20 protein-coding genes are annotated in these 22,090 nt (G+C 64.4%); 14 read left to right on the forward strand and 6 right to left on the reverse strand.

What is annotated here, in order from left to right; all coding sequences use genetic code 11:
- Nucleotides 1-44 precede the first annotated feature (44 nt).
- The 3 genes from VI340_RS17470 to VI340_RS17480 are packed head-to-tail and all read right to left on the reverse strand — an operon-like array spanning nucleotide 45 to nucleotide 3,801.
- Nucleotides 45-1,037, reverse strand: a complete 993-nt coding sequence (locus VI340_RS17470; RefSeq protein WP_008312092.1) for an ABC transporter permease — start codon at nucleotides 1,035-1,037, stop codon at nucleotides 45-47.
- A complete protein-coding gene (locus VI340_RS17475; protein WP_336358849.1) occupies nucleotides 1,037-2,137 on the reverse strand; it encodes an ABC transporter permease in 1,101 nt (366 codons plus the stop codon). Before VI340_RS17475 ends, VI340_RS17470 begins: the two co-directional genes overlap by 1 nt.
- On the reverse strand, nucleotides 2,137-3,801 hold the full coding sequence (locus VI340_RS17480; RefSeq protein ID WP_336358850.1) for an ABC transporter ATP-binding protein: 1,665 nt from the start codon (nucleotides 3,799-3,801) through the stop codon (nucleotides 2,137-2,139). The genes VI340_RS17475 and VI340_RS17480 overlap by 1 nt, the downstream gene beginning before the upstream one ends.
- 308 nt (nucleotides 3,802-4,109) lie before the next feature.
- On the opposite strand from VI340_RS17480, the gene VI340_RS17485 reads away from it, so the two are divergent.
- Both VI340_RS17485 and VI340_RS17490 read left to right on the forward strand, forming a co-directional pair.
- Entirely contained in the window at nucleotides 4,110-5,261 is a 1,152-nt protein-coding gene (locus tag VI340_RS17485) for a BMP family ABC transporter substrate-binding protein (protein WP_336330207.1), read from the forward strand.
- A 195-nt stretch (nucleotides 5,262-5,456) separates the two neighbouring features.
- Nucleotides 5,457-6,584: a BMP family ABC transporter substrate-binding protein gene (locus VI340_RS17490; protein WP_008312083.1), complete on the forward strand. Its 1,128-nt coding sequence runs from the start codon at nucleotides 5,457-5,459 to the stop codon at nucleotides 6,582-6,584.
- A gap of 94 nt (nucleotides 6,585-6,678) precedes the next feature.
- Here VI340_RS17490 and VI340_RS17495 read toward each other — a convergent pair whose 3' ends face one another.
- Nucleotides 6,679-8,394 carry an N-acyl-D-amino-acid deacylase family protein gene (locus VI340_RS17495; protein WP_336358851.1) on the reverse strand — a complete coding sequence of 572 codons (1,716 nt, stop codon included), beginning with the start codon at nucleotides 8,392-8,394 and terminating at the stop codon, nucleotides 6,679-6,681.
- Between the two features lie 148 nt (nucleotides 8,395-8,542).
- Between VI340_RS17495 and VI340_RS17500 the strand changes: the two genes are divergently transcribed.
- The 9 genes from VI340_RS17500 (at nucleotide 8,543) to yqeB (ending at nucleotide 18,823) form a co-directional block, all read left to right on the forward strand.
- A complete protein-coding gene (locus VI340_RS17500) occupies nucleotides 8,543-9,775 on the forward strand; it encodes a Zn-dependent hydrolase (protein WP_336358852.1) in 1,233 nt (410 codons plus the stop codon).
- A gap of 233 nt (nucleotides 9,776-10,008) precedes the next feature.
- Nucleotides 10,009-10,563, forward strand: coding sequence for a (2Fe-2S)-binding protein (locus VI340_RS17505; protein ID WP_008312080.1), 555 nt, complete (start codon nucleotides 10,009-10,011; stop codon nucleotides 10,561-10,563).
- A complete protein-coding gene (locus VI340_RS17510; protein ID WP_336330205.1) occupies nucleotides 10,556-13,021 on the forward strand; it encodes a xanthine dehydrogenase family protein molybdopterin-binding subunit in 2,466 nt (821 codons plus the stop codon). The genes VI340_RS17505 and VI340_RS17510 overlap by 8 nt, the downstream gene beginning before the upstream one ends.
- Nucleotides 13,022-13,132: 111 nt before the next feature.
- Nucleotides 13,133-13,699, forward strand: coding sequence for a (2Fe-2S)-binding protein (locus tag VI340_RS17515; protein WP_336358853.1), 567 nt, complete (start codon nucleotides 13,133-13,135; stop codon nucleotides 13,697-13,699).
- A complete protein-coding gene (locus VI340_RS17520) occupies nucleotides 13,696-16,176 on the forward strand; it encodes a xanthine dehydrogenase family protein molybdopterin-binding subunit (protein ID WP_336358854.1) in 2,481 nt (826 codons plus the stop codon). The genes VI340_RS17515 and VI340_RS17520 overlap by 4 nt, the downstream gene beginning before the upstream one ends.
- Nucleotides 16,177-16,276: 100 nt before the next feature.
- Nucleotides 16,277-16,648, forward strand: a complete 372-nt coding sequence (locus VI340_RS17525) for a DsrE/DsrF/TusD sulfur relay family protein (protein WP_008312074.1) — start codon at nucleotides 16,277-16,279, stop codon at nucleotides 16,646-16,648.
- Nucleotides 16,645-16,998 carry a DsrE family protein gene (locus tag VI340_RS17530; RefSeq protein WP_008312072.1) on the forward strand — a complete coding sequence of 118 codons (354 nt, stop codon included), beginning with the start codon at nucleotides 16,645-16,647 and terminating at the stop codon, nucleotides 16,996-16,998. The genes VI340_RS17525 and VI340_RS17530 overlap by 4 nt, the downstream gene beginning before the upstream one ends.
- A 2-nt stretch (nucleotides 16,999-17,000) precedes the next feature.
- A complete protein-coding gene (locus VI340_RS17535; RefSeq protein WP_008312070.1) occupies nucleotides 17,001-17,246 on the forward strand; it encodes a hypothetical protein in 246 nt (81 codons plus the stop codon).
- Complete coding sequence (gene yqeB / locus VI340_RS17540; protein WP_336358855.1) at nucleotides 17,243-18,823, forward strand: selenium-dependent molybdenum cofactor biosynthesis protein YqeB; 1,581 nt, start codon at nucleotides 17,243-17,245, stop codon at nucleotides 18,821-18,823. Before VI340_RS17535 ends, yqeB begins: the two co-directional genes overlap by 4 nt.
- A gap of 17 nt (nucleotides 18,824-18,840) precedes the next feature.
- On the opposite strand, the gene selD is transcribed toward yqeB, so the two are convergent.
- Nucleotides 18,841-19,881, reverse strand: a complete 1,041-nt coding sequence (gene selD / locus VI340_RS17545) for a selenide, water dikinase SelD (RefSeq protein ID WP_336358856.1) — start codon at nucleotides 19,879-19,881, stop codon at nucleotides 18,841-18,843.
- Between the two features lie 2 nt (nucleotides 19,882-19,883).
- Complete coding sequence (locus VI340_RS17550) at nucleotides 19,884-20,132, reverse strand: sulfurtransferase TusA family protein (protein WP_008312065.1); 249 nt, start codon at nucleotides 20,130-20,132, stop codon at nucleotides 19,884-19,886.
- Between the two features lie 95 nt (nucleotides 20,133-20,227).
- Between VI340_RS17550 and yqeC the strand changes: the two genes are divergently transcribed.
- The 3 genes from yqeC to VI340_RS17565 are packed head-to-tail and all read left to right on the forward strand — an operon-like array spanning nucleotide 20,228 to nucleotide 22,084.
- Complete coding sequence (yqeC, locus tag VI340_RS17555) at nucleotides 20,228-21,007, forward strand: selenium cofactor biosynthesis protein YqeC (protein ID WP_008312063.1); 780 nt, start codon at nucleotides 20,228-20,230, stop codon at nucleotides 21,005-21,007.
- Nucleotides 21,008-21,053: 46 nt separating this feature from the next.
- Nucleotides 21,054-21,671 carry a nucleotidyltransferase family protein gene (locus VI340_RS17560; protein ID WP_336330199.1) on the forward strand — a complete coding sequence of 206 codons (618 nt, stop codon included), beginning with the start codon at nucleotides 21,054-21,056 and terminating at the stop codon, nucleotides 21,669-21,671.
- A gap of 32 nt (nucleotides 21,672-21,703) precedes the next feature.
- A complete protein-coding gene (locus VI340_RS17565) occupies nucleotides 21,704-22,084 on the forward strand; it encodes a Rid family detoxifying hydrolase (RefSeq protein ID WP_336358857.1) in 381 nt (126 codons plus the stop codon).
- The last annotated feature ends 6 nt before the right edge of the window (nucleotides 22,085-22,090 follow it).

The following is a 22,090-nucleotide window of genomic DNA, read 5'->3' on the forward strand; positions in this document are numbered from 1 at the left end:
GTGGCAGGTGTGGCCGCTCGATTCGGCCCGTACCCGACTATCCGTTAATCCGTCTCGCGGCTGTAGGACTGCAACAGCGCCGAGGGGACCGCGAGCTGGTCGCTCTTGGTTCGGATGACGGCGTAAGCCAGTACGAGAATCGTCGCCAGATACGGGTACGTCCCCATGATCTGTGGGTTCATGAGGAACTCAACGATGGGATTGATAACCCCGGCGAGTGGCGCGTCAGGACCCACCGTCAGCGAGATGGACTGCGAGCGGATTCGGAGCGCGTCGAGCAGGCCGAACAGGTAGGCTCCGACCAGCATCCGGCGGGGCCGCCACTGTGCGAAGATGACCAGCGCGACGGCGATCCAGCCACGGCCCGCGGTCATGCCGGGGACCCAGAGCTGTGAGAACGCCAGCGAGAGGTGTGCCCCGGCCGCGCCGGCGAACCCGCCGCCGATGAGTACCGCGAGATACCGCAGTCTGAACACGGAGACACCCATCGTGTCCGCCATCTCGGGGTCTTCGCCGACGGCTATCATCTCCAGTCCGAGGTTCGAGTGGTACAGGAAGTACCAGACCACGACCAGCAAGCCGAGCGCGAGGTAGTCCGTCGCCGTGCTCCGGAAGAAGGCCTCACCGATGACCGGGATATCGACGAGATACTGTCCGACAAACGGGAGCGTCATCTGCGGGAAGCCGTCGATGGACTCCTCGACCCAGCCGGAACCGAAAAACGTCGTGAGACCGGTCCCCAGCAGTGTCAGCATGACGCCGCTGATGACCTGGTTCGACTTCAGCGTGATACAGAGGAACGCGTGGACCAGCGCGAGCACCATCCCGAGGAGGATACCGACGCCGAACCCGAGCCAGTGACTCCCCGTGAGGACGGTAGTGATGAACCCACCGAGCGCACCGACGAGCATCATCCCTTCGACGCCGAGGTTGAGAACGCCCGCCCGCTCGCTAATGAGTTCCCCCATCCCGGCGAGGAGTAGTACCGTCGCCGCCTGAACGGTGGCATCGAGCAGTCCGGCGATGAAACTCACCATCAGTCGTCACCCCGTTGTGGCTGGGCCGGTGTCTCCGCTGGCCCGCGTTTTACGTCGATGCCGACACGGTAGCTCTTGAAGAACTCCGCAGTGATGAGGAAGAGGATGACCAGCGCCTGGATGATCTCGACCAGCGCCGCGGGCACGCCAAAGGCCACTTCCATGCTCGACCCGCCGACGAACAGCACAGCGAAGAACAGCCCCGCGAGCATCACCTTGAACGCGCTGTTGCGACCCAGCAGCGCAATCGGAATTGCGGTGAAGCCGTACCCCGGTTCGAACCCGGCGCGGTAGCGACCCTGTGCGCCGGCGATTTCGCTGATGCCGCCCATGGCAGCGAACGCGCCCCCGACGACGAATACCAGGAGGTACACGTAGAACTTGCTCATGCCCGCCTGCTGGGCGGCCTCGTCGTTCGAACCGACGAACGTGATTTCGAACCCGAGTCGCGTTTTCGTCATCAGGACGTAGGTCACCACGACCATGCAGACGGCGACGAGTAAGCCGGCGTGGACGCCGCCGAACAGCTCCGGAATCGTCGCGGCCTCGGAGAACCGCTCGGACTGCGGGAAGTTCCCCGTCCCGCCCTGCATCGGTCCCCTGAGCAGGTAGCTCTGGATTTCGAGCGCGACGAACGTCAGTAGTAGCGACGTGATAATCTCGTTGACGTCCCATCTCGCGCGCAGGTAGGCCGGAATGCCCGCCCAGATACCGCCGGCGACGGCCGCGGCGACGAACATCAGCGGGACCAGTGCGAGCCCCGGGAGCGAGACGTTCAGCCCGATCCAGGTTCCGGCAAGCGCACCGGCGACGAGTTGCCCCTCGGCCCCGATGTTGAACAGTCCTGCCTTCAACGGGAGATACACCGCCAGGCCCGTGAGAATCAGCGGTACAGCCTTCGTCAGCGTCTCTCTGAGACCGAACTCGGTAAAGAGCGTATCGACGAACATCGTCGTGTACGCCGCGACGGGGTTCACGTCGAGGACGACCAGCGCGATGGCGCTCACTGCCAGCGCGGCCAGTACGGTGAACACGGGCGTCCCGTACGCCAGCCAGACGGGAATGTCCTCGCGTGCGTCGAGGTTTACTGCGACGTTCATCAGCTCTCACCCTCCTGTGTGACCCCGGACTGGGGCGGTGGGACACCGGTTTCGTCGCCGTCGTCCCCACCACCGCCGGTCATCTCCAGACCGATCCGTTCCCGGTCGGCCTCGGCCGGTGTCGTTTCGTAGACGAACTCGCCCTCGTAGACGACGAGAATTCTGTCGCTCAGGTCGAAAAGCTCGTCCAAATCCTCCGAGAGCAGGATAATACCGGTGCCCGCCTTGCGCTGTTCGAGCAGCGTCTCTCTGATGAACTCGATTGCGCCAACGTCGACGCCACGGGTCGGCTGGTTCGCGATGAGCAGGTCCGGGTCGCGGTAGATTTCCCGCGCCAAGATGAGCTTCTGGAGGTTCCCCCCGGAGAGGTCGCCGGCCTTGGTCTCGGTCACGTCGCTGACACCGCGGACGTCGAACTCCTCAACCAGTGTTTCGGCGTACGATTGGAGTTCCCCGTAGTCCAGGAACGGCCGGTCGCCGAACCGGCCGTCCCTGAAGTCTTTCATCGTGGCGTTGTGCATCACCGAGAGGTCCTCGGCACAGCCGTACTGGAGTCGGTCCTCGGGGACGAACGAGACGCCGCTGTCGACGAACGTCTTCGGTTTCGCGCCGGTGATGTCCTCGCCGTTGACCACTAGCTCACCGGCCGTCACGTCCCGGATGCCAGCCATGACCTCGGCGAGTTCCTTCTGGCCGTTGCCGCTCACGCCCGCAATACCGACGATCTCGCCCTGCCGAACCATCAGGTCGATACCGGAGAGCGCTTCGATATCTCGGTTGTCGGTGGCCTCAACCCCGCGTGCGCGCAGAACCGGCTCACCGAGGTCGACAGCGTCCCTGTCGATTTCGAACAGCACTTCGCGGCCGACCATCATCTCCGCGAGGTCCGCACGGGAGACCGACGAGACCTCGGCGGTACCGACGTTTTGCCCCTCCCGGAGAACCGTTACGCGGTCGACGATAGCGTCGACCTCCGTGAGCTTGTGGGTAATGAAGATTATCGAGAGTCCCTCGTCAGTCAGCCGTTCGAGCGAGTCGAAGAGCCGCTCGGCCTCGGTCGGCGTGAGGACTGCCGTCGGTTCGTCGAGAATCAGGAGGTCGACATCCCGGTACAGCGCCTTGAGTATCTCGACGCGCTGTTGCTGGCCGACGTCGAGCTCCCAGATCTTCGCGCTCACGTCGATGTCGAACCCGTACTGGTCCGCCAGGTCCTGGATCCGCTGCTCGGGGACGTCGAGGCCGAGCGAGAACTGGCCGGCCAGCGACTGGACGAGGCTGTTGTTCCGGACCGTCGCCGGGAGCCAGCTGCCCTCGGCATCGCTGCGGAACGCCGTGGCCGGTTCACGCTCACCGAGCACGACGTTTTCGGCGACTGTCAGGCGTGGTATCAGCATGAAGTGCTGGTGGACCATCCCGATCCCGGCGTCGATAGCGTCCTGTGGCGACTCCAGGTCGAGTCGCTCGCCGTCGAGATAGATATCGCCGTCGTCCTGAGAGTAGAGCCCATACAGAATCTTCATCAGCGTGCTTTTTCCCGCGCCGTTTTCACCAAGGAGGCCGTGGATTTCCCCGCGCTCGACGGAGAGGTCGATGTGGTCGTTGGCGACGACCCCAGGGAACTCCTTCAGAATCCCCTCCATCCTGAGCGTGGTGTGTTCGGACATGCTCTCTGATCTTGGCCGGGTATCAACAATGTAGTGGCATAATTGTTTCCAAAGGTAGCCATATTCGCCGTCCAGAACGGGAAATGCCGGACATTTGCCAAGTATCAGTTGTTGTGTGTTAGCGTCCGTTGTCGACGCTCATCCAGTCTGTCGTGACAACCGGTAGGATGAACATATGCTGTAGATAGTCACCAGATCAAGTATGATAGATCTGATTTTGTGGCGTATATGTTGATAATAGGGTAGAAAAAGCTGCACGAACGGGACAATTTAAGTGATTGTTTCTGCAATGGGCACCCGGATAGTGAATGGTTGACAAGAAACACACCAAATCGAGACGGGAGCTACTGACAGCACTTGGGGCAGCAGGAATTACCGGACTCGCCGGTTGTAGCGGTGGGGGTGACGGGGGAGATGGCGAAGCAGCCACCGACACCGCCGATGGCGGGGCTGCTGACGGGACCACAACCGGTAGTGACGGCGGGTCCGGAACGGATTCGGTCACGGCCGCCTGGGTGTACAACTCGGAGGTCGGGGACCTCGGCTGGTCCTGGGCCCACAACGAGGGTCGGGAGGCGGTCGCAGAAGAATACGACTGGCTGAAGACGGAGTACACCGAGGCTGTCGCCCCGGCCGATTCCGAGCGGGTGTTCGAACAGTACGCACAGGGAGACGCCGATATCATCTTCGGCTGTACGTTCGAGTACCAGGACCCGATGGCGTCCGTCGCGGAGCAGTACCCCGACACGTACTTCGAACACAACACCGGCTACCTGACGATGGAGAACATGGGCCGGTACATGGGCCGGATCTATCAGCCTCGATATCTCGCCGGACAGGCCGCCGGTACCGTCACGGAGACAGATACGCTGGGATACGTGGCGGCGTTCCCGATTCCCGAGGTCATCCGTGGCATCAACGCCTACGCGCTCGGGGCCGCGTCTGTCAACGACAGCGCGACGCTGAAGGTCAGATGGACGAACTCCTGGTTCGACCCGCCGACCGAAAGCGAGGCGGCGAACGCCCTGCTGGACGAGGACGTCGACGTGATGGCCCAGCACCAGGACTCCCCCGCCGCGCTCCGAGCGGCCTCCGATGCGGGTATCTGGGCGACTGGCTACGACGCTCCCATGGGCGACATCGCCGGCGAGAACTATCTCACCTCCCCGATCTGGCACTGGGAAGAGTTCTACGGCCCGACAATCGAGTCTGTCAGGGACGGAACCTGGGAGTCCGACGCGTACTGGGAGGGAATCGATTCAGGCATCTGTAGTCTTGACGACTGGGGACCGGACGTGCCCCAGGAAGCGAAAGACACCGTCTCGGAGTCACGGTCGGCGATACTCGACGGGGATCTGGATGTCTGGGCCGACTCGGCGTTCGAAGGCGAGAGCGACGAATTCCTCTTCCAGCAGATGAGCAGTTACGTCGACGCTGTCGAGGGGGAGGTCCCGGACTGATCCTGTCAGCGGCACACAGCTGACGTACTCATCTGCAGTTGCTGGGACCTTTCAGACGGCTGTGACCACGGTCGTAGTAGTATCGAGCCACGAAGACGATTTTCGGGCACGTTCATCCGAATATATTTGTTCGCTGTAAGGTCAAAGATGGTATCTCTTAAGTAGGAGTTTTCGCTACGTCTACCCAGTTCAGTAATGGTGAATACCAACCGAACGATATCGCGGCGAGAGATGCTGGGTGCCCTCGGGGCGTCAGGGGTAACCGCGCTAGCCGGCTGTAGTGGTGGCGACAGCGGGAGCGACGACGGTGATTCGACTGATGGCACTACGACCGGTAGCGACGGAGGCTCCGGGTCCGATTCGGTCACCGCCGCCTGGGTGTACATCTCAGAGGTCGGCGACCTCGGGTGGTCCCATGCACACGACGAGGGGCGAAAGGCGGTCGACGAGAAGTACGACTGGCTGGAAACCGAGTACACGGAGGCTGTCGCGCCGGAAGACTCCGAGCGCGTCTTCGAGCAGTACGCGCAGGGTGACGCCGACATCGTCTTCGGGACGACGTTTGGCTACCAGGACCCGATGTTCACCATCGCGGAACAGTACCCCGACACGTACTTCGAGCACGCGACCGGCTACCGCACCCGAGAGAACATGGGGCGGTACATGGGCCGGATTTACCAGCCCCGGTATCTGGCCGGACAGGCCGCCGGAATGGTGACAGAGAACAACACTATCGGCTACGTCGCCGCGTTCCCGATTCCCGAAGTCATCCGCTCGATTAACGCGATGGCGCTCGGCGCGCGGTCAGTGAACCCCGACGCGACGTTCAAAATCCGGTGGGTCAACGCGTGGTTCGACCCACAGACCTCCAAGCAGGCGGCCAACTCGCTCATCGACGAGGGCTGTGACGTTATCTCACAGGAGCAGGACTCCCCGGCTCCGGTCAGAGCGGCCAACGAGGCGGACGTGTGGGCCTCCGGCTACAACGCGCCGATGGGCGAGTTCGGCGGCGACAACTACCTCGTCTCTCCGGTGTGGAACTGGGAAGAGATCTACGACCCGACCATCTCCGCAGTCCGGGACGGGACCTGGGAATCCGACGCTTTCTGGGGCGGCATGGAGACGAACCTCCCCGCACTCGACGAGTGGGGACCGGAGGTCCCACAGGAAGTCAAAGACACCGTCGCCGAGACGGAAGAGCAAATCGTCAACGGCGAACTCGACGTCTGGGCCGGCTCCGAGTTCGAGGGCGAGAGCGACGAGTTCCTCTTCCAGGAGATGAACAGTTTCATCGACGCCGTCGACGCCGACGTGCCGGAGTAAGACAGTCCGACCTCAGCGGTCGTATTTCAGCCACGGATTGCCACAGCGGTGGCTAGCAGTCGGCCAATCAATCGGGTGCCGACAGGGCGGCCATCTAGTCATCAGCAGCACGGTCGAGTGCCGGACGGGACGCACCACCCCACTCCTCATAGCTCCGAAGCACCGTGCCGTTTCGCTCGCCGGTCAGTTCGCCGTCCCGGACCGCAACCTCGCCGCCAACGAGGACGTACTCCATCCCGTCGGAGAACTGGAACGGGTCCTCGTAGGTCGCGTTCGCCGACACCGAATCGAGGTCGAAGGCCACGAGATCCGCGACGTACCCCTCCCGGACGTATCCGCGGTCCCTGAGGCCGAGGATATCAGCCGGGTTGCCCGCGGCCTTGTACGCCATCAGTTCCGGCGGGAGTACGTCCCGTTCGCGGACGTACCGTTCGAGGATGCGACTGAACGCCCCGATGGCCCGCGGGTGGGGTTTTCCACCGAAGATACCGTCCGTGCAGAACGTACCGCGGTCGTCCGCGAGGAACCGTTCGATGTCGTCTTCGGCCATCACGAAGTCGGCCATCGTCACGTCCAGTTCTTCGGTGACGAGCAAGTCACACATCGCATCAACCGGCTCACGGCCCATCTCAGCGGCGATATCCTCTATGGTGTCACCCTGGTGGCGACCGCTCCCCGTCCGCGTTATGAGAATATTATCCCACGAACCGGCGGCGTACGCGAGGTTCTCCCAGTCCCCCGGCTGTGAGATGTCAGCGGCGATGCGGTCCCGAACTGCCGCGGAGTTGAGACGGTGACGGATGGCCTCCGAATCGCCCCGCCGTGCCCACGGCGGCAACAGCGCGGTGAGCATCGTCGAGCCGGCCGTGTAGGGGTACTGGTCGAAGGTGACGCGGTGGCCCCGGTCGACAGCGTCGTCGAACAGGTCGAGCACGGCCTCTGAATCGCCCCAGTTCTGCTGGCCGCCGACTTTGAGATGGGAGACATGGGCGTGACAGCCGCCGCGCCGACAGATGTCGAGATACCGGTCGATAGATTCGACCACGCGGTCCGTCTCGTTCCAGACGTGGGAAATCATGAAGGAGTCACGCTTGGCGAGGGTGTCCGCGAGCGCCACCAGTTCGTCGTCGCGAGCGTACGAACTCGGCGGGTAGATCATCCCCTTTGACATACCGAACGCGCCCTGTTCCAGTGCCACTTCGAGTTCCTGTCGAATGGCGTCGAGTTCACCGGGCGCTGTGTCGTGGTCGGACGTTGGTCTGTCCAGCCGTCGACTGGTGACTGGCCCGGCGGCGACGACGTGTTCACCGCCGAGCGGGCGGTCCTCGAACCCGGCCAGCATCGACCTGATGTTGCCGTGTGGGGCGTAGTACGCACAGTTGACGGCTGAGTCGGCGGATTCGAGCGCCGCGAGGTAGCCGTCAACGGTGTGCCAGGGCCACGTTTCGCCGAGCGTGCCGTCGAGTGATTTGACCCGTTGTGCCCATTCGTCGGTAAGGTTCGGTGGCACCGGGGCGACGCTGACCCCGTCCTGACCGAGGACTTCCGTCGTGATTCCCTGCGTCAGTTTCTCCTCCGCATCGGGATGCTCGAACAGTCGGAGGTCGGAATGCGCGTGCATATCGATAAACCCCGGCGCGAGATACGACCCGTCGAGGTCGACCACGCGGTCGGCGTCGAGGGGGGCCTCGCTGATTGTTTCGATTCGGCCGTCGGCGACACGCACGCTCGCAGTGAACGAGGGGCGACCGCTCCCGTCCAGCACCCGCGCGTCTCGGAACGCGATAGACGCGGCACTCGGTTCGGTCATGTCTGCCGACTCGCGGAACGGTCGTTTGGCTCTTTCGGTGGTCTCAACCGTGTGTGACGGCGGGCGAGCGCGTGCCACACATGTCTGTCAGCCTGTGTGGCACTACCCCGACCCAATCTTCAATACGACACCGCGGAACAGCTACCCAATGCCATCTGTCAATCTCGATAGCGAGCGGTTCAGACAGCGCTTCGATACGTTCAACAAGATCGGCGCGACAGAACGGGGCGGGGTGAACAGGCCGAGCCTGTCCGACGAGAACAAGGCGGCCCGTGATACGCTCGTCGAGTGGTTCCGCGAGGCCGGGCTGAAAGTCCGTATCGACACGATGGGCAACATCTTCGGTCGGCGAGCGGGAACTGACAGCGACGCCGCACCGGTCCTGTTCGGATCACACATCGACAGCCAGTACAACGGTGGGCGCTACGACGGCGTCGTGGGCGTCCTCGGCGGGCTGGAGGTCGTCGAGGCGTTCAACGACGCCGACGTGACGACTGAGCGCCCGCTGGAGGTCGTCGCCTGGAGCAACGAGGAGGGCGTCCGTTTTCAGCCGGATATGCTCGGCAGCGGCGTCTACTGTGATATCTTCGACCTCGACTACGCGTACGAGCGCGAGGACAAGGACGGCAAGCGGTTCGGCGCCGAACTCGAACGCATCGGCTACAAAGGCGAGACTCCCTGCGAACCGCACGACATCCACTGCTACTTCGAAATGCACGTCGAGCAGGGGCCGTTTCTCGAACAGCAGGACATCCCCGTCGCCGCTGTCGAAGGCGTGTTCGGCTTTTCCTGGCTGAACGTCACCTTCGAGGGGCAGGCCAACCACGCCGGACCGACGCCGATGGATATGCGTCACGACGCGTTCGTGGCGACGGCGGACGTAACCCGCGCGGTCCGACGGATCACGGCGACCGAGGGAACGGACCTCGTCGGCACGGTCGGCAGCGTCGACGTGTGGCCGAACGCCATCAACGTCATCCCCGAGACGGTCGAGTTCACGCTCGATTTCCGCTCGTACGACGACGCGGTGGTCGACGGGGCCGTCCAACAGATCAGGGAGGAGGTCGCCCACGCGGCCGAGCGCGAAGGGCTCGAATACGAGATCGAGGAGATAATGCGGGTCGACGCGGACCCGTTCGACCAGGATTGCATCGACACGGTCGTCGAGGCCGCCGAGACGGTCGGCTGTGAGTACACGCAACTGGTCAGCGGCGCGGGCCACGACGCGAACTACCTCAACAAGATAACCCCGACGAGCATGATTTTCGTCCCGAGCGTCGACGGGATCAGCCACCGCGAGAGCGAGTTCACCGAGTGGGACGACATCGTCACCGGGACAGAGGTACTGCTGAACGCCGTGCTGGCGAAGGCCGCCGAGTGACTAGTTCCGTTCTCAGAGAATAGGTGTCACAGATTTGCCAAACGTCACACATTGACTAGCGCATCTGCCGCGACTGTGTCAACCTAGTGCCGTGTAGTGGGCCGTGCCCGTGATATCGTCTGGCAATATTGCGTTCAGACACCTGTGAAGCATACATATATGAGAGAGTGTTGCACACCTGTTCACTGACAGGCGTGTGTACGTAGCACATACCGAAAACCGGAGGGTACGCTGTGGATATTGAACTCACAATCAACGGCGAGCGAACGAGAGTCGAAGCCGGGTCGGCGGAGGACCTGGCGACGGTTTTGAGACAACACGGCTACATCGGCGTGAAATGTGGCTGCGACGGCGGAGCCTGCGGTGCATCGAAGGTGTTCGTCGACGGCGAGGTGCGCATGGCCTGCGGAATGGCCGCGGCGGACGCCGACGGGAGTGAGATACAGACCGTCGCAGCGCTCGGAACACAGGACGACCTGCACCCGGTCCAGCAGGCGTTCGTCGACAACTTCGCCGTCCAGTGCGGGTTCTGTATCCCAGGGATGGTAATCCAGGCGGTGGCGCTGCTGGATTCGAATCCCGACCCGACGGAGCGAGAAGTCCGTGAGGCGCTGGACGACAACGTCTGTCGCTGTACCGGCTATCAGAAGCCGGTCGAAGCCGTCCTGGACGCGGCGGGCAGGACGCGGGGCGAGGAGTCGGTGGCAGCGGACGGCGGCCGGTCGGTCGATGGGGCCCCGCGCAGAGCCGAGTCGACCGGCTGCTGTGGAGGTGAGTGCGATGAGTGACGACGACAAGACAGCCAAGGCCGACGGCGGCACGGCCTCGCAGTCAGAGACCGTCGAAGACGAGCGGTACGAGGAGCACCCGCTGGAGTGGGACGAACCCGACAACAACGACAAGGCCCCCGACGAGCGCGACAGCGTCTCTCACCGGACGGAGAAGTACGACGACCGAAAGCTCGTCACCGGGCAGGCGAAGTACACCGCCGACTACGAGGCGCGGTATCCGGACCTCGCATACGCAGCGGTCGTCCGGAGCGAAATCCCACATGGCCGCGTAACCGATATCGACACGAGCGCGGCCGAGGCGATGGACGGCGTCGACGCGGTCCTGACGCCGGAATCCGACGCGGTCCCGGACACGAAATACACCAGTGCCGGGCAGTCCTACCCCGAGCCGAGCCCGTGGGACATGCGCGTGCTGAACGAGCACGTCCGTTACATCGGTGACCCGATTGCCGCTGTCGCGGCCGAAGACCGGTCGACCGCGACCGCCGCCGTCGAGGCTATCGAGGTATCCTACGAGGAGGACGACTACGTCACCGACCCCGAGGACGCCTTCGACGAGGATGCGCCGCAGTTGTTCGAGGACGGCGAGGTCGAGAACGAGATTGTCGGCCACGACTACGACCGTAACCGGATGGCTCACATCGGGGGCGAACTCGGCGACGTGGACGCGGCACTCGACGGCGACACCCACGTCCACGAGACCGAATGGGAAACGATTCGCCAGTCCCACGCCAACGTCGAGAAACACACCTCGCTGGCCTACACGGACGAGGACGACCGCCACGTCCTCATCACCAGCACGCAGGTGCCGAACCACACACGCCGCCAGCTCGCCCACCTGTTCGATATCCCGATCCGCGACATTCGCGTGACGAAGCCGCGGGTGGGCGGCGGCTTCGGCGGCAAGCAGGCGATGGTCGTCGAGCCGATTCCACTCGCGCTGTCGCTCGCCACCGACCGCCCGGTGCTGTACGAAGCCAGCCGCGAAGAGGAGTTCTACGCGATGCGCTCGCGCCACCCGATGAAAGTCCGGGCCCGGACGGCCGTGACCGACGACGGCGACATCGAAGCCATCGACCTGTACGCGCTGTCGAACACCGGCGCGTACGGCAGCCACGGCATGACCGTCGCGGGCAACGTTGGCAGTAAGCCGATGCCGCTGTACTCGAAGGTCCCCAACGCCCGCTTCGAGGCCGATATCGTCCACACGAACACGCCCCAGACCGGCGCGATGCGGGGATACGGCGCGCCACAGGGCACGCTCGCGCTGGAAGGCCACCTCGACGAAGTGGCCCGCGATCTCGATCTCGACCCTATCGAATTCCGGCGACGGCACCACATGGAGGTCGGCGACCTCGACGAGATTGCGGGGATGATGGGCGGTGAGGGGGCGAACCGCCGTATCCGCTCGTGCGGCCTCGACGAGTGCATCGAGCGCGGGAAGGACGCTATCGGCTACGACGACCTCGAACAGCCCGACGACGACCACCTGCACCGCGGTGTCGGGATGGCGCTGTCCGCGCAGGGGACCGGCGTCGCCGGCGACGAACTCGGGGCCGCCCAGATAATGATGAACGAGGACGGGAGCTTCCACCTGCAGGTCGGCGGCGTCGACATCGGGACCGGCGCTGACACGGCGTTCCTCCAGATTGCCGCGGAAGTACTGGGCTGTGACGAGGACGACATAATCGTCAAATCGTCCGATACAGACGTAACGCCCTTCGACTACGGTGCGTACGCCTCCTCGACAACGTACATCAGCGGTATGGCCGTGAAGAAGGCCGCAGAGGACGCGAAAGAGCGGATTCTCGACTGGGGATCGAAACTGCTAGACGAACCAGTCGAGGCTCTGGAAACCGGCGGCGGGACGGTGTATAGCGAGACCAGCGGTGATTCGGTCACGCTCGAAGAGATCGGCTACGAGGCGGCGTACGGCGACGAGGAGCGCGAACACATCCTGGGGAAGGGGACTCACTGCACCGAGGAGAGTCCCCCGCCGTTCGCCGCGCAGTTCGCCGACGTGACGGTCGACGAGACCACCGGCGAGTTCGAGGTGCACAAACTGGTCGTCGCGGTCGACTGCGGCGTCGCCATCAACCCCGGGATGGCAGAAGGACAGATCGAGGGCGCGAACCACATGAGCTACGAGATGGCCGTCAGCGAGGGGATTACGCTCGACGACGAGGGACGGGCAGAGGTAGCTGATTTCGACGAGTACGGACTGCCGTCGGCGACCGAGACGCCGCCCATCGAATCTATTCTGGTCGAAACCCACGAGCCGACCGGTCCCTTCGGTGCGAAATCGGTCGCCGAGGTCCCGACCAACACGGTCCCGCCGGCGCTGTCTAACGCCATCCGGGACGCCGTCGGTGTCCGTATCCGGGAGATGCCGATTACCGCCGAGAAAATCGAGGCAAAACTGGACGAGCGCGAAGCCAGACTCGGAGACCTGTGACAGTCACGGCAACAGAACCGGTGTGGCGGCGTGGCATATCGCAAATCCGCGATAGCTATTTACCGTTCTGTTCGTCACGTTGCTGACATAGCCACCGAGCTGATGAGCCATATGGAAATCGAACTGGAAATAAACGGTGTGGAACAAACGGTCGAAGCCTCGAAATCCGATTCGCTTCTCGATGTCCTTCGGCGGAACGGGTACACCGGAGCGAAGCGGGGGTGTGACACCGGCGCGTGTGGCTTCTGTACGGTGCACGTCGACGGCGAGCCGGTGAAATCCTGCGTCGAGCCGGTGACCAAAGTGCGGGACGCGTCCATCGAGACAATCGAAGGGCTGGGCGAACAGGACGACCTGCACCCGGTCCAGCAGGCATTCGTCGACAACACCGCGTTGCAGTGTGGGTTTTGCATCCCGGGGATGATCATGCGCGCGACGGCGCTGCTAGAGACGAACCCGGACCCGACCGAACAGGAAGTCCGGGAAGCGCTGTCGGACAATCTCTGTCGGTGTACCGGCTACAAGAAGATCGTCGAAGCGGTGCTAGACGCCGCCGAGCGGATGGACGGCGGGACAGTCGCCGCCGACGGTGGGAAGGCAGTCGAAGGCAACGAGAGGGTCGCAAATTCGACCGAGTGTGCAGTCAACGACTGCGACTGCATGGAGGGCGGTCAGTGAGCGATTCCGACCGGGCTCGGGAGACGAGCGAGCAGCCCGACAGGACAGGGGTGGAAGACGCGGCCCCTGCCGAAGCCGAGAAGGAGTCAGAGGCGGACGTGGCACGCGAACCCGACCGGAAGCCCGAATCCGAGCGCGACGCCATTACCGTAGACGAGGAGAAAGACGACGCGCGGAAGATCGTGACCGGAGAGGCCCGTTACACGGCGGACTACCGCGACCGGTTTCCGGACCTCGCGCACGGGAAGGTAGTTCGCAGCGACATCGCCCACGGGTACGTCGAATCGGTCGACACGAGCGCCGCCGAGGCGATGGACGGCGTCGACGCCGTCATCACGCCGTTCGACGACGTGGTCCCGCACAAACTGTACTCCAGTTCGGGCCAGTCCTATCCCGAGCCGAGCCCGTGGGACCTGAAAGTGTTGCGCGAGCACGTCCGCTTCGTCGGTGACCCGGTCGCCGCCGTGGCGGCCGACGACCCGGAGACGGCCGACCGCGCCGCACGGAAAATCGAAGTCGAATACCGGGAACTGGACGCCGTGTTCGACCCCGAGGAGGCTTTCGACGATGACGCGCCACAACTGTTCGAGGCCGACGACGTGGAGAACAAGCAGTCGGGCGCGGACTACAGTAGAAACCTCGAATCACACTTCGAGGGGGAGCTCGGTGACGTGGAGGCAGCGTTCGAACGGGCCAGCAACGACGAGGAGCGGCACGTCATCGAGACGGAGTGGGAAACGCCGTACCAGTCCCACTGCGTCCCGGAACCCCACACGACCATCGCCTACACCGACGAGGACGACCGACACACGTTCATCACGGCGACACAGGTCCCCTTTCACACCCGCCGCCAGATAGCCCACCTGTTCGACGTGCCCATCCGCGACGTGCGGGTGAAGAAGCCGCGTATCGGCGCGGGATTCGGGTCGAAACAGGAGATGGCGATAGAACCAATCGCGTTCGCGCTGCACCTCGCGGCCGGCCGACCGGTCAAACTGGAGATGAGCCGTCAGGAGGAGTTCACCGCGCTTCGCTTTCGCCACCCGATGCGGATGCAGATGCGGACCGCGGTGACGGACGACGGCGACATCGAGGCGATGGACCTCTACACGCTGTCGAACGCCGGGGCCTACGGCACCCACGGTATGACCGTCGCGAACAACGTCGGGACGAAGCCGCTCCCCATCTATCCCCGGGTCCCGAACGTCCGCTTTTCAGGGGACGTGGTACACACGAATCTCCCGATGGGCGCGGCGATGCGGGGCTACGGCGCGCCACAGGGGCACTTCGCCGTCGAAGCACACATGGACGAGGTGGCCCGCCGCCTCGACTTCGACCCCATCGAGTTCCGCCTGCAGAACGCGGTGCGAGAGGGCGACCTCGACCGGAGCGTCGCAATTCTGAAAGACGGCGACCGCTTCACCCGGGAGATCCGCTCGTGTGGCATCCGCGAATGTGTCGAACGCGGACGGGAGGCTATCGGCTACGACGACCTCGAACAGCCCGACGAAGACCACCGCAAGCGCGGGGTCGGAATGGCGCTCATCGCCCAGGGCAGCGGCGTCGCAGGCAAGGAACTCGGCGCGGCGCAGGTGCAGATGAACGAGGACGGGAGCTTCCACCTGCAGGTCGGCGGCGTCGACACCGGCACAGGTGCGGACACGATGTTCTCCCAGATTGCCGCCGAGGTGCTGGGCTGCACTCCCGAGGATATCGTTGTCATCGCCGCCGACACCGACCTGACGCCGTTCGACTACGGTGCGTACGCTTCCTCGACGACGTACATCAGCGGCCGCGCGGTCAAGAACGCCGCCGAAGACGCCAAAGAGCGGCTGCTGGAGTGGGGGTCGAAACTGCTCGACGAGCCGCCGGACGTGCTCGACACCGGCGACGGCGGCGTGTACAGCGAGCGGAGCGGAAACCGAGTCTCGCTGGAGGAGATCGGCTACGAAGCGACCTACGGCGATGACGAGCGCGAACACATCCTCGGAGACGGGAACCACTCGACCGACGAGAGCCCGCCGCCCTACGGCGCGCAGTTCGTCGACGTGACCGTCGATACGGAGACCGGCGAGTACGAACTCAACAAGCTGGTGTTTGCGGCCGACTGCGGCGTCGCCATCAACCCCGCGCTGGTAGAGGGGCAGATCGAGGGCGGCGAGCACATGAGCCTCGAATACGCCACCAGCGGCGACCTCACCTTCGACGAGGACGGCAACCCGGAAGTGCTCGGCTTCCGCCAGTACGGGATGCCACGGACGACGGACCACCCTGAGATGGAGACCATCCTCGTCGAAACCCACGAGCCTACGGGTCCGTTCGGCGCGAAGTCTATCGCGGAACTCCCGACGAACGGTGTCCCGCCGGCGCTCTCGAACGCCATCCGCGACGCCGTCGGCGTTCGGCTGACCGACCTACCGTTCACTGCGGAGGACGTGACGGCGGCACTCCACGAGCAGTCTGCTGGCGATGAGTGAGTTGGTTTCGAACAGTTTTCGTCCGATTAATATCACACATGGAGTGTTTTTTGTTGTGTCGAGCAAACTATTAAGAGCAGGTCGGCAAAATTTCGACAGTATGGCGTACATCGGGTTTCTGCTGACAGGCGGTCCCTTCGACAGCGAGCGGTGGCGCACCGCCTACGAGCTGGGGCGAGCGGCGCTGGACCGGGGCCACGAGGTGAGCTACTTCCACTACCTCGACGGCGCGCTGGTCCCCGTCGCCGACCAGACCCTCCCCGGCTGTTCGGACAGCGGACTGTACGACGAGATGCCCACAGAGAAGTTTCAGGAGCTTATCGCGGATGGTGCCGAAGTCATCTGCTGTGGACTCTGTGTCGACGCGCGGGGAATCGATGCGCCGGCCGACTACCCCGAGGGCGTCGAAGTCGGGCTGCTTCCGGACCTCGCGGACATCATCGGCGAGGCCGACCGGGTGGTTTCGCTATGAAGCGAGACGTCGTCGTCTTACTCACCCGCGCTCCGTACGGACGAGTCCACATCCCGGAGGGGCTGCGTGCCGCCCGCGGCGTCGCGGCTGGCTTCGATATGCACGACGTGACCGTGATATTCACCCAGGACGGCGTGTACGGCGCTCGGGACGCTGTCGACCGCGAGGCGCTCAACATGAGCGGACACGTCGCCGACTTGGCGGAACAGGACGGACAGATGGTCGCGGACGGGGCGGCGATGGCCGAGCGCGGCGTCGCCGAGCGCGAGATCGCTGACGACGTAACAGTCTGGTCGGACGACCGCGTTACCGCCCGCATCCGCGACGCCGACCGGACACTGGACTTCTGACAATGCTGTATCTCATCGACAAGCCGATGGCCGAGGTCGGACTACGAACCGCCGCTGAGGACCCCGAGGCGCGTATCGTCCTGATTCAGGACGGCGTCTACCTCGCACCGGACGTCGACGCACCCGTCTCCGCAGTCGCGAGGGACGTCGACGTGCGTGGCGTCACGCTACCGTCGGATATCGACCGGATATCCTACGACGCCGTAGTCGAGAGCCTCGTCGAACAGGAGGTAAAGAGCTTCGTATGAGCCTGTTCGAACAGCTCGACGAACTGGCCGCACAGGGAGAGCCGGCGGCGCTCCTGACTATCGTCCGCAAGGACGGCAGCGCACCGCGGGATGTGGGGGACAAGATGGTCGTCACCGCCGACGAGGAGTACGGGACCATCGGTGGCGGCACGGTCGAACACCTCGCCGTCCAGGACGCCCGATCAGTGCTTTCGGGAGCCGACGATCCCGGCGTCCGGACGTACAAACTCGAACGCGGCGGCAACACGGGTATGGTCTGTGGCGGCGAGATGGACGTGTTCATCGACCGCGTTCGCGGGCAGGCGCGGCTCTACATCGCCGGCGGCGGCCACATCAGCATGGAGCTTGCTCCGCTGGCAGAGCGACTGGGCTACGCCGTCACCGTGGTCGACGACCGCGAGGCGTACGCCGACCCGGGGCAGTTCCCCGACGACACCGACGTGATTCACGACGACTACGACGAAGCGCTCGGCGACCTGCCGATGGGGACCGAGACAGCCGTGGCCGTCGCGACGCGGAGCGGGACGTTCGACCAGGATGCTGTCGCCGCGGCGCTGGACGGCGAGGCTGGCTACGTCGGCCTCGTCGCCAGCGAGACGAAGGCCGACCACGTCCTCGACTCGCTGGCCGAGTCGGGGTACGCCCGTCGGGACCTCAGCCGGATCCGGACGCCGGTGGGGCTCGACCTCGGCGGGAGCGGCCCGGCCGCCGTCGCGCTATCGATTCTCGCCGAAGTCAGCATGGACCGCCACGACACGACCGGCGAGCGGGCGACGCGGCTAAACCTCGAAAATCTCGTCGTCGTCCGTGGCGGCGGCGACCTCGGCAGCGGTGTCGTCTACCGGCTCCAGCAGGCCGGCTTCCCGGTCATCGTCACCGAAGTCGAACAGCCGACGGTGGTCCGGCGAGCAGTCGCTTTCGGGGCGGCGCTGTACGAGGACGAGGTGACGGTTGAAGGGGTCACTGGCCGAGCAGCAGCGGATATCGACGAGGCACTCGAACTGCTCGCCGAGGATGTCGTTCCGATACTCGTCGACTCCGAAGCGACCGTCGCCGACGAACTCGACGCTACAGTACTGGTCGATGCCATTATGGCGAAAGGGAAGTTCGACACCGGCACGCGTCGGAGGGACGCCGACGTGGTTGTCGGGATGGGGCCGGGTTTCGAGGCCGGAGAGGACGTGGACGCGGTCGTCGAGACGGACCGCGGGCACGAACTCGGCCGCGTGTTCTACGACGGAACGGCAAGCGAGTACGACGGCGAGCCCGGAGAACGGCGCGGCTACACCCACGAACGGGTGCTTCGCGCGCCGGTCGATGGTAACTGGTCCCCAGCAGTCGCTATCGGTGACAGTGTCACAGCCGGCGACGTGGTCGGCACCGTCGACGACCGGCCGGTCGAGACCGAGATAGACGGGCTGGTTCGCGGTCTGGTCCACGGCGGCCTCGGCGTCAGCGAGGGCACAAAGCTCGGCGACGTCGACCCCCGCGGTGAGTCCGTCGACCCAGCGAAGATCTCCGACAAGGCGCTGTGTCTCGGTGGTGGTGTGCTGGAGGCGACGCTTCGATTGCGGTAGAACATCCCTAATCGTCGTTAGCGACGAACTTCTTCGATGGTCGGGTCGTCGAGCGTGACGCCGCGTCCAGCCGTAACACGCCCGATAGCTCGGTAGAACACGCCGGCGTCGTCGAACGCCGATTCGACGACATCGGTCGCAGCCGGCGGGACGGAGACGAACAGGCCGCCGCTGGTCTCAGCGCTCTCTCCATCAGTTAGCCCGTATCCGAAAAGCGTCGAGAGGGCGGGCGTTCCCGCGATGACCGGAAGGTGTGTCAGTTCGATACCGACGTCCGAGCGGGCGGCCACCACGCGGCTCTGCCCGGCGAGGCCGAAGCCGGTGATGTCGGTCGCGGCGGTCGCGTATTCGCGGCATGCGAGCGCAGCGTCCCGGTTCGGCGTCGTCATCCACCCGACGGCCTCGGACGCAATCCGGCCGAGCGGGCGGTCAGCGGCCTCGCGGACCGTCCCGACGAACTGCTCGTCAGTCACGCGAGTCGCTCCCATAGCCGGCTGTGTCCCGAGCGGTTTGGTCAGGTAAAGCCGGTCGCCGGGGCTGGCTCCCTGCGAAGTGAGCAGGGCGTCTGGCCGTGCTGTCGCCGAGATGGCACCGCCGGCGAACGGCCACGGACTCATGATGGTGTGGCCGCCGGCGATGACGCCGTCCATCGCGTCCAGCGCGTCGGCCATGCCGGCGAGGATCGGCGACGCGCTGTCGGTCAGTTCTCGTGGGAGGCCGAGGACGACCAGACAGGCGACGTTCTCGACCGCCCCCGTGGCGAACGCATCGCTGGCGGCGTTACAGGCGGCTATACGGCCGAAGTCGTACGGGTCATCGACGATAGGCGTGAAGAAGTCCACCGTCGAGACCAGCGCGAGGTCGTCAGTGAGTTTCCGGGCAGCGGCGTCCTCACCGATGCCGAACAACAGCGCGTCGCTGTCACCCGTGAGGCCGGCATCGGCGAGCAGCGAATCGAGGTCGCTCTGGCCGACTTTGCAGGAACAGCCGTGGAGTTCCGTGTACTCCGTCAGGCAAGCCGTCTCGTCGTCTCGATCAATCTCTGTATCGGTCCTCACACTCAGGCCTCCGATAGCGACGCCATCTCGGTCACCTGGAGTTCGAGTTCGAACTCATCGGACTCGCCGGCGGTCTCCGCGGTCGTCACGTCGATGCCGTGAGTCGTACACATCCGCCGAAGGTTCTCTTCGGCCGGTGGGTAATCACCTCGAACGACGAGCGTCTCCCCAGGGTCGAGGTCTGAAAGCGCCTGTCGGACAATGAGCGCCGGCCGGGGACAGATTTCACCACGAACGTCTACGCGGGGCATACGGATACGTGTGTTACTAAGTCACAAAAACGCTGTCGGCGACACACGTCCGTTGCCCCGGTAAGCTATTTCTGTGCCTCCCGTGGAGCGACCGTATGCATCTGGCTGGTGCGCTGGGCCTGGGTTCTAGCGCCGCCGTCGCCTTTGTCGGGGCCGGTGGGAAGAAAACTGCGATGGGACAGTTGACCGCCGAAGGGACCGACAGGGGGTACGACGTGGGTTACACGACAACGACAGCGATGCCACCGCCGCCTGACCTGCCGCTGACGCTCACTGGCCCGGACGAGTGGCGGGCCGACCTTCACGCACACGAACTGCCAGTTGCCTTCGCTCGCGAGGAGGTAGCCGATCCGGCGCGAGTCGACCGGAAAGTTCGTGGGTTCGAGGCGGACATGGTGTCACAGCTATCCGAGGTCGGACTGTTCGACTGGCTGCTCGTCAAGGCTGACGGCGCCCGCAAGCGGGAGTTCAAAGCGCCCGGTGATGGGGAACCGGTCGTCCCGGGGACAGCGAGCCACGTCGTTCCGGTCGCCTCGGTCGCCGCCGTCGGTGAAGTGCTGACGACGGACGTGGTCCACCGGCCGGAGCGGGTAGCGGACATCTCAGACCTCGATGTGGGCGACACCATTACGGCGGAGGCTGTCGGGACAGTGCTCACACATCCTGAGGGTGGGCTCCGAAACGCGCCAGCCGAGGCGTCTGTGATACCGCTAGTCAACAAAGCGGATACCGAATCACAGCGGTGTACCGCCAGAGACGTGCTCAGCCACGCACTGTCGCAGACAGAGCGGTGTTCTCGGGGCGTGATTACGTCTTTCACGTCGGAGATCTGTGAGGTCGTCGCTGCGACGGATGTGCAGGAGGCCCAGCGGTGACGAACGTCGGTGAACTACTCAGTATCGTCGTGAAACGAGGCCCACGATGAGCGGGCAGCACCGGACCGAAGTCGGCGGCGTCATCCTCGCCGCTGGGCGGAGTTCACGGTACGATCCGGGTAACAAACTACTGGCGACCATCGGCGGAAGGGCAGTCGTCCGACAGGTAGCCGAAACCGCTTGCGAGTCATCGCTGTCGGACCTTGTCGCCGTCCTCGGGTACGAGGGCGTGGCCGTCGCTGAGGCACTGGAGGGGCTCTCAGTTTCGCTTCGTCATAACGACGATTACGCGACCGGCCAGAGTGCGTCGGTTCGACATGGAGTCGACTATGCACAGGAATCCGGCTGGGACGCCGCCCTGTTCCTGCTGGGCGATATGCCCTTCGTCCGGCCCGAAACTATCGAGGTGCTTATCGAAGCGTACCGTACAGGGACGGCAACCGTCGTCGTTCCCGAACACGAGGGGACGCGGGGCAACCCCGTGCTATTCGACGGCTGCCACTTCGATTCGCTCGCCTCAGTCTCCGGCGACCGCGGCGGTCGGGATATCATCGAGACCACCGAGCGGACAGCGTTCATCGAGGTCGAGGACCCCGGCGTCCACTGGGATATCGATACCGATGCTGACCTCGCCGAGTTCGCGGACCGCCGCGACAGCCTGTAAATTTAAGACACTGATGGTGGAACACTCGACTGATGAAACGGACCATCAGCACGGCCGATGCACCCGATGCGGTCGGCGCGTACAGCCAGGCGACGACAAACGGCTCGCTCGTGTTCACCGCGGGCCAGATTCCGATGACGCCAGACGGCGACCTGCTGGACGACGAACCGATAGCGACGCAGGCGGAACAGGCGCTATCGAACGTCGAAGCGGTGCTAGCTTCGGAGGGACTGGAGATGAGCGACGTGTTGAAAGTGACCGTCTATCTGGACGACATCGACGATTTCGAGTCGATGAACGACACGTACGCCGGCTTTTTCGACGACAAGCCGCCGGCCCGGAGTGCGGTCGAGGTCGCAAGCCTGCCAAAGGGCGTGGGAGTCGAAATCGAAGCAATCGCGACGAGCGAGTAAGGGCAC

Source organism: Haloarcula sp. CGMCC 1.6347 (assembly GCF_037078395.1).
In the GTDB taxonomy this organism is placed as follows: Archaea; Halobacteriota; Halobacteria; order Halobacteriales; family Haloarculaceae; genus Haloarcula; species Haloarcula amylolytica.